Here is a 15,098-nt window from a genome sequence, read left to right as displayed (position 1 = left end):
AGTAAGGCTGTCCTTTTTTGTTTTGTTTTATTGAATGCCAAGCGCGATTTTCGCGTATCTGGACATTTTGTCTCTTGTCCAAGGCGGATTCCATACAATGTGAACCTCCGTCTCTTTCACTTCCGGAATGTCCGCTAATGCTTTTTTCACTTCATCAACGATAATCGGCGCTAACGGGCAGCCCATTGATGTCAGTGTCATCGTAACGTGCGTTAAGCCATCTTCATCCATATCAACATCATATACCAAACCAAGATTCACGATATCAACACCAAGCTCAGGATCAACAACCTGTTCCAGAGCGCCCATGATGTTCTCTTTTAATGCTTCTTCCACGTTCCCTCACTCCTTTTTTCTACAGTATAACGTAAATCAAGCCCTTCTTCACACCATTGTGCTTTATAAGTACGTATCAAACCATTCAATCGTTTTTAACACTGCTGTCCGCGGGACTTTATGGTCAGCATGTTCATCTCCGATAAATTGGAGGCGTTCCGGCTGCTCGCTGTAATGAGATTTGACCTTGTCATAAAATGTCCGGGTCGGCGCGTAAGGCACGACTTTATCTTTTGCGCCGTGCCAAAATAATAGCGGGCGCTGTCGCAGTTTTTCCGGCTGAAGGCTAAGATCCCGCAATTCGAGACGCTTCATCAGCTCCTCTACCTTTTCTTCCGGCACATCGATATCAATACCCTGAGATTGAATATGGTCAATTTGCTGCTGAAACAGTTCTACGTAATTCGGGCTTCCCATCAGGCTTACGCTGGCTTTTATCCAATCATAAGCAGTTAACGCGCCAAGCGTTGTGATACCTCCCATTGAGGTGCCTGCGAGGCCGATACGACCGCTGTCTATCAGGCCCTCTTTTTCAAAATGCGTTTTGAGTACGCCGATCTCTTCAATCTCATTGAGGACGATATCCCAAAAATGGCCGGCCAGCTCTTCAACAGCCATTTCTTCTCCCCGTTCACCATGGTGCAGAGCCTCCGGCAGAACGGCCCTGAAGCCCTTCTCCGCAAGCAGGTAAGCAATATGAAGGTTGTGTTCCTTCGCGCTCGTAAAACCATGTATAAAGATGACGAGAGGAACAGCGCGGCGCCTGTTCTCTTCCTTTACAATATGTAAAAACGGAATACCGGAAACAGTTTGATTTTCAATTTGAATCACAATGTGCCCCTCCTTAGGATAACCATAATCATAAGTGTAACATGTAGACAATAAAGATGGTAAAAAGCTACACTGTAAGTAAGGCAAAACAAGCAAATTCTAAGGTTAAAGGAGCTTTTCATGGAGACAAAACCCTATTTAATCGCATTAGATTTAGATGGAACGTTATTAAAGGATGACAAAACCATATCAGAATACACCCTTCGGACGATACAGCGCCTAAAAGATGACGGGCATTATGTCTGCATCTCAACGGGCCGTCCATACCGTTCAAGTTCCATGTACTATCAGCAGATGGAGCTGACAACGCCGATTGTCAATTTTAACGGAGCGTTTGTCCATCACCCGCAGGACGACAGCTGGGGACGATATCATACCTCGCTGCCGCTTGATGTTGTCAAACAACTAGTCGAGATCAGTGAGAGGTACAACGTACATAATGTGCTTGCCGAAGTCATTGATGACGTGTACTTTCATTACCATGATGAGCACTTGATTGATGCCTTTAATATGAATACAACAAATGTGACGATCGGAGACTTGCGGAAAAATCTCAGTGAGGATGTTACATCCGTACTCATCCACGCAAAAGAAGAAGATGTGCCGGCCATACGCTCCTATTTATCGGATGTGCACGCCGAGGTGATCGATCACAGAAGATGGGCCGCGCCGTGGCATGTGATAGAAATTATTAAAAGCGGCATGAATAAAGCGGTCGGCCTTCAGAAAATAAGCGATTATTACAACGTGCCGAGGGAGCGGATCATTGCTTTCGGGGATGAGGATAACGATTTGGAAATGCTTGAATTCGCCGGCTGCAGCGTTGCGATGGGAAATGGAATTGACGAGGTCAAGCAAATTGCCAACCGGACAACGACTACAAATGAAGAGGACGGCGTGGCAAAATTTTTAAAAGAATATTTCTCACTTTAAAGACCGTCCATAATAATTTTTCCCACTCATAAACGTTACTTCGCCCCACCATACTATTGAAGACGACTCATCTCGTCAAAGTATGGAAGGGGGCAGTCTCACAATGGGTAAACGAAGCAAATCCAGAAGGTTTATTCACCAGGGTAAAGACTCCATCGGGCAACACGCCGCAAGATTTCCATATCGGTCTACTTTAGAAGAAGCTCACCAGCATGCCGCGGCACGAGACTCGGCTGAAAGGCAGTATGAATATTAATGAGAAATGAACTGTTTCAGCAGGCAAAATCATTTGTTCAACAGGCTGTCATGGTGACAAACGGCTTTGAGGAAGGCGATCAGGAGCAAGCCATTCTGAGAGCCAAAAATGCTGTGTCTTCTGCGTATGCCAATTCGACAGATGCGGAACGTCAACAGCTTCACCAATTTCAGGATCAGCTAGACAAACTGCAATAAAAAAAGGCTATGGCGATTCGCCATAGCCTCTATTTGACTTCAAATTGCTGAACGGCCTGAACCTGCTTGAGATTTTCCGCTCTCCCCTTAAATGTTACCTTTACCTCGTAAGTTCCGGGCTCAGGGACTTCCTTCCACACATCAGAGAAATCATATGTTTCTCCAGGTTCCAATGTCAGGTTTTGAAAAGCCTGCGTAAACATTTTGTCTTTCGAATAACGGTATCTTTCTTTGTTGTCAGAATCATACACGACAAGTTCAAATTTTTGTCCTGTGCTGAATTGAAACTCGACAGCACGTTCGCTTTGGTTCTTCAGCGACATGTTAAATTTGATTTGTTCAGGCTCCTGAATTGCGTCAACAGATAAAACAACCCTTTGATTCTCCATTCCGCCTGATACCTCCTTATCGGGTTCTGTCTGCTCATCTTTCCCGCAGCCTATCAAAAGCAGCACAGGAAGGAGCATCACAAGCAGCCGTTTCACGACTTCCACCTGCTTTCGTCAGTCTTTTCTAAAGAAACCAAAAATCCCTGTTGTTTGAACAATGTTCGTAAAAGCTTTCGGATCAACTTCTTTAACAATTTTCTCTAAATCGTACAATTCATACCTTGTGATGACGATAATCATCATTTCTTTCTGTTCGTTCGTAAAGGCTCCTTTGGCCGGAACAGTTGTGATGCCGCGCACTATTCTTCCGTAAATGGCTTCTTTGATTTCGTCCGCTTTTTTCGTCACGATCATTGCCGTGAGCTTCATGTGGCGGGTATGAATGGCGTCGATCACCCTCGTTGTCACATACAGTGTTACCAGGGTATATAATGCTTTCTCCCAACCCTGCAATAATCCTGCCGTCAAGATGATAATCCCGTTGAGAATAAAGAAATATGTGCCGACGGGTTTATCCTTCCACTTAGCTAGCACCATGGCGACGATATCGAGCCCGCCTGTTGAAGCGCCGTATTTTAATGTTAGGCCGATACCGACTGCGGAAATGACGCCGCCGAACACTGCGTTCAGCAAAATGTCATGTGACAGGCTTGTTTCCGGCAGAATTCCCATAAACACAGTGGTGAGTGCGACACTTAAGATACTGTACACCGTAAACGATTTGCCGACCTTCAGCCACCCTAAAATACCGACCGGAATGTTTAAGAGGAACAAGAGCGTTCCCGTCGATATGTAAAAGGGGGCATATTGAACAATGACGCTTGATAAAAGCTGGGCCACACCTGTAAATCCGCTGGCATATACATCTGCCGGAATCAAAAATAAGTTCAGCCCGGCCGCATTGAGTAAAGCGCCGATGATGACGATGAGTAATTTTTTTGTTTGATCTAGTACCATGGCATGTTCCTCCGCTCTTTCTTCTTAATATGTTTTCCCTTAAAACAAATATTTGAACACAATTTTGGCAAATTAATATGATATAGTTGGCTTAACTCTTATGATAACGAGCGATAACGGAAAGAAGGGAAGCAATATGACAGTTCATCTCATCGCTGACAGCGCCGCTGATTTGCCCCGTTCTTATTTTGAAGAAAACGGCATTGGCTTTATTCCGCTCAGAGTCTCTCTCAGTGATAAAGAATTCGAAGATGCAGTCACGATTGATGCGGAACAAATATTTGAAGCGATGCAAAATGGAGAAACGCCTAAGACGTCCCAAGCCTCACCGCAAACGATTAAAAATGTGTTTTTGCAATATGCCGAAACAGTTGATCCCGCTCTTTACATTGCCTTTTCCTCAGGCCTCTCCGGCACGTATCAGACAGCTGTGATGATGGCCAATGAAGTAAAGGAGGAATTCCCCGATTTCGATTTACGGGTCATTGATTCCAAATGTGCTTCATTAGGATACGGGCTGGCTGTCCGGCATGCTGCCGATCTCTGTATCAACGGAAATACAATACAAGAAATTGAAACGTCTGTAAAGAACTTTTGCGAACAGCTTGAGCACATTTTTACCGTCGATGATTTAACGTACCTCGCCCGGGGCGGCCGAATTTCAAAAACGTCCGCTTTTGTCGGCGGTCTGCTCAATATTAAACCGCTTCTTCATATGGAGGACGGCAAGCTTGTGCCTCTTGAAAAAATCCGCGGACAGAAAAAGCTGTTCAAACGGATTATTGAATTAATGAAAGAGCGAGGAGACAATTGGAGCGATCAAACCGTCGGAATCAGCTATGCCGCTAACGAAGGAACAGCCAATGACATGAAAAATTTGATTGAAGATACGTTCAAGCCAAAAGAGATTATCATGCATTCAATCGGTTCCACGATCGGCTCACACGCCGGACCCGGCACATTAGCCGTATTCTTTTTAAGAAAATGAGCAAACAAAAACCTCCAGATATTTGATATATGCTGGAGGTTTTATATTAATTTTTTGTTTACATAAATGATGACTCCAGCTCCATATGCCAAAATCATTGGCGGAATCAGCTGATCTTGTCCTTGGAATGAAATAAAACCGTTTAAAAGAATAAATATCCCTGAATTCAGAAAAAAGTTTCCCGCAATTCTAGCCAGACGGTCTTTGTCACGTATCCGGGACTCACGGAAACCGGACAATATCCATGTTTGCTTTTTAATTCCTGCCATATAAGCAATCCAAAAGAAAAGCATCGCAATCAAGATCAATAAAAAATCGATGCGAATGTACACGACATCTCCCCCTGTCTTTTCACTAACAAAACAATCTGTCTCCTAATGATACGTAACAGAAATTTATTTGTGAAGTTCTTATATAAAAAAATAGAGGGCCTGAGGGCCTGTACGGCCCTCTATTTTTTCTCGTATGTCCATCCGTCTTCCTGATACACTTTTCCGTTTTTCATCAAATGGCCAAGCGCGCGCTTAAAGGCGGCTTTGCTCATGTTAAAACGTTCTCTGATATCGTCAGGCTGGCTTTTGTCGCTGTACGGCATAGCGCCGTTTCTTGTTCTCATATACGTTAAAATGTACTCGGCATCCACAGACAATGCATCCTGTTTTCTCGGGAGCAGCGACATGTTGACTGAGCCGTCTTCTTTTACTTGAATCACCCGTCCCGTGATTCTTGAGCCGAGTCTTGGTTCCTCTTTTCTTTCTGACGGATGGATAAAACCGCGGATACCATCGTCTGTGATGATAAATGAACCCGTTGCGATTAATCTGTACACCGTACCTGTCAGCTCTTTATTCATCAGATCTTCTGAAGCGTCGGTAAACAGTTCGCTTATAATATCCTCCGGTGCTGGTTTGGCAAACATGCGCCCCCGATTCGTCACTTTCAGCATACAGTAGAGCTTGTCGCCTTTTTGCGGCCAGACATCCTCGTATGGCGGCAAATGCTCAGTTGCAACAAGCGCATCCTTGGATAAGCCGACATCAACGAAAACGCCCATATCTTCCACTTTATCCACCACTTCGACCCAGCCGTACTCATCAGCGCTGATGACCGGAATTTTCATCGTGGCCGCAAGTCTTTCCTGCTGGTCGACATATATAAAGACCTCTACCTCATCCCTGTCTTCGATATCCTCAGTTATTTCACTGTTATGTAAGAGAATCGTATCTTCTCCGTCGGTTAAAAAGTAACCGAAGTCAGTTTGGTGATCTATACTCAAGGTTAATTGCTGCCCTGGTCTCATGCTATCGTCCTTCCTGTTCCGCTTATTTTTATGCGGATTCTGTTAACATTTTTTCCAATCATCACAAATTGATTCTTTGTTCTGTTGGAAGTTTCTCTTTATTCTACTATAATCGACACATAAGTTAAATGTTATGGAGGTTTTCATATGGCAAAAGAAAGTTCATTCGATATTGTATCCCAGGTGGAATTGCCAGAAGTGCAAAATGCGATTCAAATTGCGCTGAAAGAAATCAGCACACGCTATGACTTTAAAGGAAGCAAAAGCGACATTTCGTTAGATAAAGAGGAGCTTGTTCTCGTTTCTGATGACGAATTTAAATTAAGCCAGCTCAAAGATGTGCTGGTCAGTAAATTGATTAAACGAAACGTGCCGACAAAAAATATTGATTACGGCAAGGTTGAAAGCGCGTCAGGCGGAACGGTGCGCCAGCGTGCAAAGCTTGTACAAGGCATTGACAAGGACAACGCCAAAAAAATCAATACCATCATCAAAAACTCCGGACTGAAAGTAAAGTCTCAAGTGCAGGATGATCAAGTGCGTGTCACCGGAAAAAACAAGGATGACCTGCAGCAGATTATCACAGCAGTACGGGGCGCAGATCTGCCAATTGATGTTCAATTTATAAATTTCAGATAAATTTTCTGAATCCTATTGATTATTGTCTTTATTTTCGGTAAATTTGGAGAAAGGGAAAACGCCAGGCATCTTTTGGCAGCTCCTGAACATGTAAAATTTCATATCCGTTCTTATCAAGAGAAGCAGAGGGACTGGCCCGACGAAGCTTCAGCAACCGGTGTAATGGCGATCAGCCATGACCAAGGTGCTAAATCCAGCAAGCTCGAACAGCTTGGAAGATAAGAAGAGACAAAATCACCGACAAAGTCTTCTTCTTAAGAGGACTTTTTTTATTTCTCTTTTTTCCTTGCTGAATGTGAATAAAGGAGGCAGACAATGGGACTTTTAGAAGATTTGCAAAAACAGGTGTTAATCGGCGACGGCGCCATGGGGACGCTCCTCTACTCCTACGGCATTGACAGATGCTTTGAGGAGCTCAACATTTCAAAGCCGGAGGAAATTCAGCGCATACATAAAGCGTACGTTGAGGCTGGAGCCAACATCATTCAAACGAATACGTACGGGGCCAATTATATTAAATTATCCAGACACGGGCTTGAGGATGACATCAAAAAAATGAATCAGGAGGCGGTAAAAATCGCGCGGGCTTCAGCAGGCGATGCGTACGTGCTGGGGACGATGGGCGGCATCCGCACCTTTAATAAAAATGCGTACAGCCTTGACGAAATCAAACGCAGCTTTCGCGAGCAGCTGTACCTGCTGCTGCATGAGGAGCCGGATGGGCTGCTGTTAGAAACGTATTATGATTTGGAAGAAGCCCGTGAAGTGCTGAAAATCGCGCGCAAAGAGACTGACCTTCCGATTATGCTTAATGTCTCCATGCATGAGCAAGGTGTACTGCAGGACGGAACACCGCTTTCTGAAGCATTGCGATCGATTGCGGATCTCGGGGCTGATATCGCCGGCATTAACTGCCGGCTCGGCCCTTATCACATGATTGAAGCGCTTAGCGAAGTGCCGATTTTTGATGATGTGTTCTTATCAGTTTATCCGAACAGCAGTCTCCCCTCACTTGAAGAAGGCCGGCTCGTCTATGAAACAGATGACACGTATTTTCAAAACAGCGCGTCAGAATTCCGCAAGCAAGGCGCACGGATTATCGGCGGCTGCTGCGGCACCACGCCGAATCACATCCGGGCGATGGCGGAAGCGATTGGCGGGCTTGCTCCGATTACAGAAAAAGAAGTCAAAACCAGGCCTAAGGAATTCATTTCTGTTCAGGATGAGCGCACAGAACCGGGCCTGAATGAGATCGCAGCGGTAAAACGCTCCATTATCGTAGAGCTGGATCCGCCGAAAAAATTGAGCTTTGACAAATTTCTGTCCGCCGCTGCTGAATTAAAAGAAGCGGGAATCGACGCCCTGACCCTTGCCGACAATTCCCTGGCTACTCCGCGGATCAGCAATGTTGCCTGCGGCACCCTTGTGAAGCAACAGCTCGATATGCGCTCCCTTGTCCATATTACGTGCCGTGACCGAAACATTATCGGCTTGCAGTCACATTTAATGGGCCTTGATACGTTAGGGCTGAATGACGTGCTGGCCATTACGGGCGACCCTTCTAAGATCGGGGATTTTCCGGGTGCAACGTCTGTGTATGATTTAACATCCTTTGATTTAATCAGGCTGATCAAACAGTTTAATGAAGGACTGTCCCTGTCTGGAAAACCGCTTGGCAAGAAAACGAATTTCTCGGTCGCCGCCGCATTTAATCCTAACGTCCGCCATCTAGATAAAGCGGTACAACGGCTGGAGAAAAAAATAGATTGCGGCGCAGATTATTTTGTTTCACAGCCTGTCTATTCTGAGCAGCAGCTTGTCGATATCCATAACGAAACAAAGCATCTGAAGACGCCGATCTATATCGGCATTATGCCACTCACAAGCAGCCGAAATGCTGAATTCATCCACAATGAAATTCCGGGGATTAAACTATCTGACTCTATTCGTGAAAAAATGGCCCTCGCCGGCGAGGATAAAGAGAAACAAAAAGCGGAAGGCCTTGCGATTGCGCGCTCCCTGCTGGATACGGCATGCGAGCTGTTTAACGGCATCTACCTGATTACGCCTTTTCTCAGATCTGACTTAACCGCCGAGCTCACTTCGTACATTCAGCAAAAAGATGAGCAGCGCCAAAATATCTATTTGCATTAATACTTAGAAGACTGCCTAAGCCAAATGGGCGGTCTTTTCCAACGTAATTCGTGTTACGATAAAGAAAATGAGATTATGAGGAGGAACATCATGCTCGAAGTTAAAACCATTTCTGCGGAAGATACATACGACATCCGGCACCGCATCCTGCGTCCCCATCAATCCATCGAACAATGCAAATATGAACAGGATCATGCGGAAGGCGCCTTTCATCTCGGCGTGTTTTATGAAGGAATCCTGATCAGCATCGCTTCTTTTTCCCCTCAAAATCAGCAATTATTAACGGAATCCCCTGCATATCGGCTGAGAGGCATGGCGACGCTTGAAGGATATCGCGAGCAAAAAGCCGGAAGCACACTGATCAAATATGCGGAGCAAAAACTGGCAGACAGAAACGTACAGGCGGTCTGGTGCAATGCAAGACAACATGTCAAAGGCTACTATGCAAAGCTTGGCTGGGAGGAACTTGGCGAACCGTTCGAGATTCCCGGCATTGGCACTCATGTTGTCATGTACAAAACATTCGGAACAAGCAGATGACGTGTTTGAAGGTAATAGATGAGCTAATTGAGCTTCATGAACAACATACCCCCGGACTATTGCGGCTTTGCAGGCAAGCCGGGTGGCCTGATTATGGCGAACAAGAGCTGGCACTGCTTGTCCAGCAAGGGCGCTTTTTCGGTTATCAAAACATCCGCGGTGAGATCATCTCCTGTATCGGCTTATTTTTGTTTGGCCGTCTTGCTTCTATCGGCTTCGTCATCGTCGACAAGGACTACAAACGGCTCGGTCTCGGACGGCGGATGGTAAACGCGTGTATCAGCAAAACGGATGAAAGCACCGCCATCAGGCTTTGCGCCACAAAAGAAGGTTTGCCGCTTTATGAAAAAGCTGGTTATCATCAAGCAGGTTCAGTCCGAAAATACAGTTGTCACGGTTTTCAACCGATTGAAAAGCGAGATCATCTTGTGGCTGAACTGACAGCCTTTAGAGAACAAGACTTTCAAGAATTAGCCGCGGCCGATCTCGCTGCCTTTGGCGGAGATCGAACAAACCTTTTGCAGCAGCTTATTTACACTTCAGAGGAATGCGTCATCGCCCGAAACAATGAGGGACACCTGATTGGCTACGGCCTATCTGTACAGACACCTGCCAATCTGAAATTCGGCCCCATCATCGCCCCATCACCAGACGTGGCTGCACAATTCATCAATAGGCTGGCCGCCGGCAAACAAGGTCCGATGCGCATCGATATCCCGGGTGAACACACATCTTTGCATGAGAGGCTGATGGAGATGGGATTTCATGCAGACGATGAGCCTCCGCTTATGCTTTATCGGAAAAAGAAGCTTTCTATCAAAAATGGACACTTATATGCGTTGATTTCACAGGCTCTCGGTTAATCCTCTTTTTTCCCGAACAGGTATTTTCTGTTCGGTTTTTTGCTGTCTAAACGTTGAATAAACGAAGCTATCAGGGACATTCTAAGCAGAAGAAAAGGAGTGTGCTCTGAGATGGAATCTTCAAAACAAAATAACGGAATGACGATTGTTGCAATTGGTTCAATCCCTTTAATATTAACACTTGGAAACTCAATGCTTATTCCGATATTGCCAAAAATGAAATCTGAACTTCATTTATCACAATTTCAAGTCAGTCTCGTGATCACAGTATTTTCCTTAATTGCGGCGTTTGCCATTCCGATTGTCGGTTATCTCGCTGACAGATTCTCAAGAAAAGTCATCATTATCCCTTGCTTATTTTTGTATGGAGCCGGCGGGTTGTTAGCCGGGTTTGCGGCAGGTTTTTTTGACAATGCGTACCCTTGGATCATGGCAGGACGGGCGCTTCAGGGAATCGGGGCAGCCGGGACCGGCCCGATCGCCATGGCACTGTCAGGGGATCTGTTTAAAGGCGCCCAGGAAAGCAAGGTGCTCGGCCTCGTTGAAGCTTCAAACGGCATGGGGAAAGTGCTTTCGCCAATCATCGGCTCGCTTATCGCCCTGCTTGTCTGGTACGGCGCGTTTTTTGCCTTCCCGGTATTTTGTATCATTTCGATCGTGCTGACTTGGATTTTTATTAAAGAAAAGAAAAAGGAAAAAGAACCGCCCCCGATCGGAAAATATGCGAAAGGGCTGTTAAGTGTTTTTAAGCATGAAGGCAGATGGCTGTTTACCGCTTATTTAGCCGGGGCAACCTGCCTGTTTACTTTATTCGGCATCCTGTTTTATCTATCAGATGTCTTGGAAAAAACATATGATACCGACGGCGTCAAAAAAGGCTTGATTTTGGCGATTCCTCTTTTGGTCATGTGTGTAACGTCTTATACAACCGGAAGCAAAATAGGCCAAAAGCAATCGTTAATGAAAAAGCTGATCGTACTCGGATTAGCGTTCATGACCGTGTCTTACGCAACACTGTCATTCATTGAGAACCTGGTCTTTTTTATCAGTGTTCTCGTGCTGAGCAGTATCGGTTCAGGCCTTGTTCTTCCTTGTGTGAACAGCTTTATTACCGGAGCTGTCGGGAAAGAAAGACGAGGATTTGTGACCTCGCTCTACGGATCGGTTCGTTTCTTAGGGGTGGCCATCGGGCCACCGATTTTCGGCCGCCTGATGGAATGGTCAAGACCCGGCATGTTTTTAAGCATTGCGGGATTGACGCTTGTTGTCGGCATTCTCGTAATTTTGCTGATCCATGTGAATCAAAACAAAGAAGAATCAAAAGAAAAAGAAGATCCTAAAATGGCAGGCAATCGGCTTCAGACGACTGAGGAAAGGTAGCATCAAATTTGAAAATCGAACGGGTTGAGACTTTTCCGCTTTTGCATCGGTTAGAAGAGCCGTACGGTGACGCAAACGGGTTTAAACAATATCGAACTTGCTATCTCATCAGAATTGTCACAGAAAGCGGGATTGACGGCTGGGGAGAATGCGTTGATTGGCTTCCGGCTCTCCATATCGGTTTCACCAAACGAATCATTCCCTTTCTTTTAGGAAAACAGGCCGATAGCCGCCTGCCACTAGTGCGCACGATTCAAAAATGGCATCAGCGCGCGGCCTCCGCTGTAAGCATGGCCCTGACAGAAATTGCGGCTAAAGCTGCGGATTGTTCTATTTGCGAACTATGGGGCGGGCGGTACAGAGAAGAGATCCCTGTATACGCCTCATTCCAATCGTATTCAGACCTGCCGCAATGGATCAGCCGTTCGGTCTCTAACGTTGAAACCCAGTTAAAAAAGGGCTTTAAGCAAGTCAAAGTCAAAATCGGCGGGGCTTCATTCGAGGAAGATGTCCGGCACATCAGTGCGCTGCAGCATACGGCAGGCAACTCCATTGCGTTGATTCTGGACGCAAATCAAAGCTACGATGCAGCAACAGCTATGAAATGGGAACGCTATTTCTCAACATGGACGAATATCGGATGGTTCGAGGAGCCTTTGCCCTTTAATCAGACGCAGGATTACGCTTTGCTGCGCAGCCGTTTATCTGTTCCTGTTGCCGGTGGAGAAAATATGAAAAGCGCGGCGAAATTTGCTTCGCTCCTTTCACAGCGCTGCTTGGATATCATTCAGCCAGATGTTATGCATATCAACGGGATCGATGAGTTTCGGGACTGCCTCCAGCTCGCGCGTTATTTCGGCGTCAGAGCGTCCGCACATGCATATGACGGATCGCTTTCACGGCTCTATGCTTTATTTTCGCAAGCCTGCCTGCCTCCATGGTCTAAAATGGAAAATGATCAAATTGAACCGATTGAGTGGGACGTCATGGAGAATCCTTTTACAAATCTCGTCAGCCTTCAGCCTTCAAAAGGAATGGTCCACATCCCGAAAGGAAAAGGCATTGGAACAGAAATCAATATGGAGATCATTCATCGCTACGAGTGGGATGGTTCAGCATATTAAGCTGGGCCATTTCTATATTTGCATACATAAATGATGGACAGCCTCATAAAATGGAAACAGCGGACAAGTCTTTTCATAAAGGAGCAAATGACTTAATGGCTGAACTGCTGATGAAAGCAAAACTCACGTTTATGATTGTCGTAGGCGGCGTATTACAGGGACTCGGCATGTCCTTGTTTTTATTTCCACATGATATTCCGACAGGCGGGGCAGCAGGTATTGCGGTGCTGCTGCATTATCTGTTTCAAATCCCACATGGCTTTTCAGTGTGGGCAGTGAATGTTTCGATGCTTTTTACTGCTTTAAAATGGCTGGAGATGAGAACATTTACCGGCACCCTTGCTTCGATTACCGTTACCTCTGTCTCGGTACTGATATTCGATTTTGTTTTTACGGATATCACATCCAACCTGTGGCTTGATTTGGCAAGCGGCGCTGTGTTATTGGGACTTGGCATCGGACTTTTATACAAATACAAAATTTCGAACGGAGGATTCGGAGCCCTTGCTCTGATGATTTCCATCTATCGCGGCGGGAATCCCGGGACGATCCTCCTTATCATGAATGGCATCATTTTTATGGTCACCGCGTCTATTATTGACTGGGGCATCGTCATTCAAGCCCTGATATGCCAAGTCATATCGACAAGAGTCATCGACTTCATCTATAACATCCGCCTGACTTCACTTCCCTATCTCACGCCTATGTACCGCCATAAAAAATAATAGGAAGAGGCTCTCTTCATGGCGAGAGCCCCGCAGCCGCTGTTTTACAAATAAAAGGTATCGGATCTTAGCCCTAAGCGCAGTGTCTCTAACGCGATGGCATCAGGAAAGGGGATATTGGCCAGATTCACATTCGGCCCAATCCTTTGAATAAATCCTTGCTGAAGCGTTTTGTTTGGCGCTTCAAAAATCAGCCTGGTGATATCAATCTTTGAGGAAATGATGTCATCAACAATTTGAAACCGGATATCGCCGCTGCTGGAACAGATCCCGCCTGTCCCGCTTTCCCTTGCCTCTGTAATCACTTTTTCCGCGCCCGCTTCCATATCCTCAATGATATACTCAAGCCATTCCCCAGAGCTTTGCCGGCTTGATAATTCCGCATCCTTGCTGCCCACCTCACTGAGCACAAGAAATTCATCAGAAAAATCGGCAATGTAAGCCGCTTTCTCTTTATTTGTCATTGGAAGCGTACCGTTTGAAATCTCAATATATTTACAGCCGAAATAGGTGCAGTACCGATGAAATTCATTCACTTTTTTCTGGCTTACATATTTCTCAAACAATGTGCCGCCAAAGAAAAATTTAATATCATGCTCGTTCAGCGAGCTGATTTTTTCTTCAAGGTCTTTCGTAAGTAATGATGTGCCCCAGCCGAATTTCACAAAATCAATATAGTCGGACGCCCCAGCTATTACATCTTTGAAAAATTGCAAGGGGTAGCCGTTATCAATTAAAATCGTCTGCCCCGTTTCTCTCGGCTTGCTTGTTCTCACTGGCAATTCTAGTGAAAAATCATTCATATTATGACCCTCTCTATCGTTGGAACTTCTCTTTCTTGTTTTACTTTCATCACGAAATCGCCTGTCAGTTCTTTTGTACAGTATGATATGTCTTCCGGATCAAACAATGGCTGGCTGGGATCAAAAAATTTCTCTGCAACAGAAGAGCGTTTTATTCTATCAATTACCCCCGCAGCCGTTACTGCATTTGTCTCTTCAATAATGCCTTTGATATACTCCGCACACGCCATGTCGTCATCACCTGACGGGTGGGAAGCAACAATGTTGATGACACAATCCTTTACGGCGAGTGTTTTTACATGCTCTGCCGTTGTTTTGGCGTTGGAAAATCCGGTTACGAACAGATGCTTGGTGTTCAGCGCCCCTAACGCCGCTGTAACGCCGTTTGTTGTTTTCTGGATCAAACGCTTATCCGCCATATCCTGCATTGCCATGCGTTTTGGAGAATTATCTAAATCAAATCCGGTGATACCCACCCCCTTTTCCTCTCCCGTCAATACGTAATCCGGAAACCTGTCTTTTAGCGCAAAGGCTTCCTCCGCTGTCCCCACCAATAAAATCTCTTTCGCTCCGCCGATAAACGCATAATGGGTGACCGTAAAGGCTCTGATGACATCAATGACGATATTAATATCCGCCGGGGCAAGCGAATGATGATGCCCCTGATAAATGGTAATCGGCAT

18 protein-coding genes, 1 pseudogene and 1 riboswitch are annotated in these 15,098 nt (G+C 45.6%); of the genes and pseudogenes, 11 read left to right on the top strand and 8 right to left on the bottom strand.

All coding sequences use genetic code 11. The annotated features are described in order from the left end of the window. Nucleotides 1-27: 27 nt before the first annotated feature. Together Q3W56_RS04165 and Q3W56_RS04160 are read right to left on the bottom strand one after the other, a co-directional pair. Nucleotides 28-336 (bottom strand): metal-sulfur cluster assembly factor, encoded by a 309-nt coding sequence (locus Q3W56_RS04165; protein ID WP_003224525.1) that lies wholly within the window; start codon nucleotides 334-336, stop codon nucleotides 28-30. A 63-nt stretch (nucleotides 337-399) separates the two neighbouring features. Next, entirely contained in the window at nucleotides 400-1,167 is a 768-nt protein-coding gene (locus tag Q3W56_RS04160; protein WP_268398622.1) for a prolyl oligopeptidase family serine peptidase, read from the bottom strand. 120 nt (nucleotides 1,168-1,287) lie between these two features. Here Q3W56_RS04160 and yitU point away from each other — a divergent pair, with 120 nt between their 5' ends. The 3 genes from yitU (at nucleotide 1,288) to Q3W56_RS04145 (ending at nucleotide 2,553) form a co-directional block, all read left to right on the top strand. Beyond that, nucleotides 1,288-2,100: a 5-amino-6-(5-phospho-D-ribitylamino)uracil phosphatase YitU gene (yitU, locus tag Q3W56_RS04155; protein ID WP_302894604.1), complete on the top strand. Its 813-nt coding sequence runs from the start codon at nucleotides 1,288-1,290 to the stop codon at nucleotides 2,098-2,100. A 103-nt stretch (nucleotides 2,101-2,203) separates the two neighbouring features. Continuing rightward, the gene (locus tag Q3W56_RS04150; RefSeq protein WP_010329347.1) at nucleotides 2,204-2,356 is read left to right on the top strand and encodes a hypothetical protein; all 153 of its coding nucleotides are present in this window, start codon (nucleotides 2,204-2,206) and stop codon (nucleotides 2,354-2,356) included. Then, on the top strand, nucleotides 2,356-2,553 hold the full coding sequence (locus Q3W56_RS04145; RefSeq protein WP_003224518.1) for a DUF3813 domain-containing protein: 198 nt from the start codon (nucleotides 2,356-2,358) through the stop codon (nucleotides 2,551-2,553). Before Q3W56_RS04150 ends, Q3W56_RS04145 begins: the two co-directional genes overlap by 1 nt. A 29-nt stretch (nucleotides 2,554-2,582) precedes the next feature. Here Q3W56_RS04145 and Q3W56_RS04140 read toward each other — a convergent pair whose 3' ends face one another. After that, nucleotides 2,583-3,038: a BsuPI-related putative proteinase inhibitor gene (locus Q3W56_RS04140; protein ID WP_368045747.1), complete on the bottom strand. Its 456-nt coding sequence runs from the start codon at nucleotides 3,036-3,038 to the stop codon at nucleotides 2,583-2,585. An 18-nt stretch (nucleotides 3,039-3,056) separates the two neighbouring features. Further along, nucleotides 3,057-3,899, bottom strand: coding sequence for a YitT family protein (locus Q3W56_RS04135; protein WP_302894603.1), 843 nt, complete (start codon nucleotides 3,897-3,899; stop codon nucleotides 3,057-3,059). Nucleotides 3,900-4,035: 136 nt separating this feature from the next. Here Q3W56_RS04135 and Q3W56_RS04130 point away from each other — a divergent pair, with 136 nt between their 5' ends. After that, complete coding sequence (locus Q3W56_RS04130) at nucleotides 4,036-4,887, top strand: DegV family protein (RefSeq protein WP_302894602.1); 852 nt, start codon at nucleotides 4,036-4,038, stop codon at nucleotides 4,885-4,887. A gap of 41 nt (nucleotides 4,888-4,928) precedes the next feature. Here the strand turns inward: Q3W56_RS04130 and Q3W56_RS04125 are convergent, their stop codons facing one another. Beyond that, complete coding sequence (locus Q3W56_RS04125) at nucleotides 4,929-5,180, bottom strand: DUF3784 domain-containing protein (RefSeq protein WP_284439959.1); 252 nt, start codon at nucleotides 5,178-5,180, stop codon at nucleotides 4,929-4,931. Nucleotides 5,181-5,338: 158 nt separating this feature from the next. Further along, nucleotides 5,339-6,236: pseudogene (locus Q3W56_RS04120) on the bottom strand (CvfB family protein). 98 nt (nucleotides 6,237-6,334) lie between these two features. Here Q3W56_RS04120 and Q3W56_RS04115 point away from each other — a divergent pair. From Q3W56_RS04115 to Q3W56_RS04085, 7 genes are all read left to right on the top strand, one after another. Then, nucleotides 6,335-6,826, top strand: coding sequence for a YajQ family cyclic di-GMP-binding protein (locus tag Q3W56_RS04115; protein WP_019713929.1), 492 nt, complete (start codon nucleotides 6,335-6,337; stop codon nucleotides 6,824-6,826). A gap of 107 nt (nucleotides 6,827-6,933) precedes the next feature. After that, nucleotides 6,934-7,051: riboswitch (SAM riboswitch) on the top strand. 90 nt (nucleotides 7,052-7,141) lie between these two features. Further along, nucleotides 7,142-8,980, top strand: coding sequence for a bifunctional homocysteine S-methyltransferase/methylenetetrahydrofolate reductase (locus Q3W56_RS04110; RefSeq protein WP_302894601.1), 1,839 nt, complete (start codon nucleotides 7,142-7,144; stop codon nucleotides 8,978-8,980). Nucleotides 8,981-9,070: 90 nt separating this feature from the next. Continuing rightward, a complete protein-coding gene (locus tag Q3W56_RS04105; protein ID WP_302894600.1) occupies nucleotides 9,071-9,520 on the top strand; it encodes a GNAT family N-acetyltransferase in 450 nt (149 codons plus the stop codon). Nucleotides 9,521-9,525: 5 nt separating this feature from the next. Then, entirely contained in the window at nucleotides 9,526-10,383 is an 858-nt protein-coding gene (locus Q3W56_RS04100; protein WP_302894599.1) for a GNAT family N-acetyltransferase, read from the top strand. Between the two features lie 111 nt (nucleotides 10,384-10,494). Further along, complete coding sequence (locus tag Q3W56_RS04095) at nucleotides 10,495-11,763, top strand: MFS transporter (RefSeq protein ID WP_302894598.1); 1,269 nt, start codon at nucleotides 10,495-10,497, stop codon at nucleotides 11,761-11,763. An 8-nt stretch (nucleotides 11,764-11,771) separates the two neighbouring features. Continuing rightward, nucleotides 11,772-12,887, top strand: coding sequence for a mandelate racemase/muconate lactonizing enzyme family protein (locus tag Q3W56_RS04090; protein ID WP_302894597.1), 1,116 nt, complete (start codon nucleotides 11,772-11,774; stop codon nucleotides 12,885-12,887). Nucleotides 12,888-12,982: 95 nt separating this feature from the next. Beyond that, complete coding sequence (locus Q3W56_RS04085) at nucleotides 12,983-13,612, top strand: YitT family protein (protein WP_029317017.1); 630 nt, start codon at nucleotides 12,983-12,985, stop codon at nucleotides 13,610-13,612. 44 nt (nucleotides 13,613-13,656) lie between these two features. Here the strand turns inward: Q3W56_RS04085 and Q3W56_RS04080 are convergent, their stop codons facing one another. Together Q3W56_RS04080 and Q3W56_RS04075 are read right to left on the bottom strand one after the other, a co-directional pair. After that, nucleotides 13,657-14,415: a phosphosulfolactate synthase gene (locus Q3W56_RS04080; RefSeq protein ID WP_302894596.1), complete on the bottom strand. Its 759-nt coding sequence runs from the start codon at nucleotides 14,413-14,415 to the stop codon at nucleotides 13,657-13,659. Then, the gene (locus Q3W56_RS04075) at nucleotides 14,412-15,098 is read right to left on the bottom strand and encodes a 2-phosphosulfolactate phosphatase (RefSeq protein WP_302894595.1); all 687 of its coding nucleotides are present in this window, start codon (nucleotides 15,096-15,098) and stop codon (nucleotides 14,412-14,414) included. Before Q3W56_RS04075 ends, Q3W56_RS04080 begins: the two co-directional genes overlap by 4 nt.

The organism is Bacillus sp. C28GYM-DRY-1, assembly GCF_030519405.1.
GTDB classification, from domain to species: Bacteria; Bacillota; Bacilli; order Bacillales; family Bacillaceae; genus Bacillus; species Bacillus spizizenii_A.
Note: the sequence above shows the minus strand (reverse complement) of the source record. Positions and strands in the feature narration are given on the sequence as shown.

Bases quoted from the DNA above. Each gene is read 5' to 3' on its own strand.
- Q3W56_RS04080 (WP_302894596.1), bottom strand. From the start codon at position 14,415: ATGAATGATTTTTCACTAGAATTGCCAGTGAGAACAAGCAAGCCGAGA.
- Q3W56_RS04110 (WP_302894601.1), top strand. From the start codon at position 7,142: ATGGGACTTTTAGAAGATTTGCAAAAACAGGTGTTAATCGGCGACGGC.
- Q3W56_RS04145 (WP_003224518.1), top strand. From the start codon at position 2,356: ATGAGAAATGAACTGTTTCAGCAGGCAAAATCATTTGTTCAACAGGCT.
- Q3W56_RS04105 (WP_302894600.1), top strand. From the start codon at position 9,071: ATGCTCGAAGTTAAAACCATTTCTGCGGAAGATACATACGACATCCGG.
- Q3W56_RS04115 (WP_019713929.1), top strand. From the start codon at position 6,335: ATGGCAAAAGAAAGTTCATTCGATATTGTATCCCAGGTGGAATTGCCA.
- Q3W56_RS04085 (WP_029317017.1), top strand. From the start codon at position 12,983: ATGGCTGAACTGCTGATGAAAGCAAAACTCACGTTTATGATTGTCGTA.
- Q3W56_RS04125 (WP_284439959.1), bottom strand. From the start codon at position 5,180: ATGCTTTTCTTTTGGATTGCTTATATGGCAGGAATTAAAAAGCAAACA.
- Q3W56_RS04075 (WP_302894595.1), bottom strand. From the start codon at position 15,098: ATGCCGATTACCATTTATCAGGGGCATCATCATTCGCTTGCCCCGGCG.
- Q3W56_RS04150 (WP_010329347.1), top strand. From the start codon at position 2,204: ATGGGTAAACGAAGCAAATCCAGAAGGTTTATTCACCAGGGTAAAGAC.
- Q3W56_RS04135 (WP_302894603.1), bottom strand. From the start codon at position 3,899: ATGGTACTAGATCAAACAAAAAAATTACTCATCGTCATCATCGGCGCT.
- yitU (WP_302894604.1), top strand. From the start codon at position 1,288: ATGGAGACAAAACCCTATTTAATCGCATTAGATTTAGATGGAACGTTA.
- Q3W56_RS04130 (WP_302894602.1), top strand. From the start codon at position 4,036: ATGACAGTTCATCTCATCGCTGACAGCGCCGCTGATTTGCCCCGTTCT.
- Q3W56_RS04095 (WP_302894598.1), top strand. From the start codon at position 10,495: ATGGAATCTTCAAAACAAAATAACGGAATGACGATTGTTGCAATTGGT.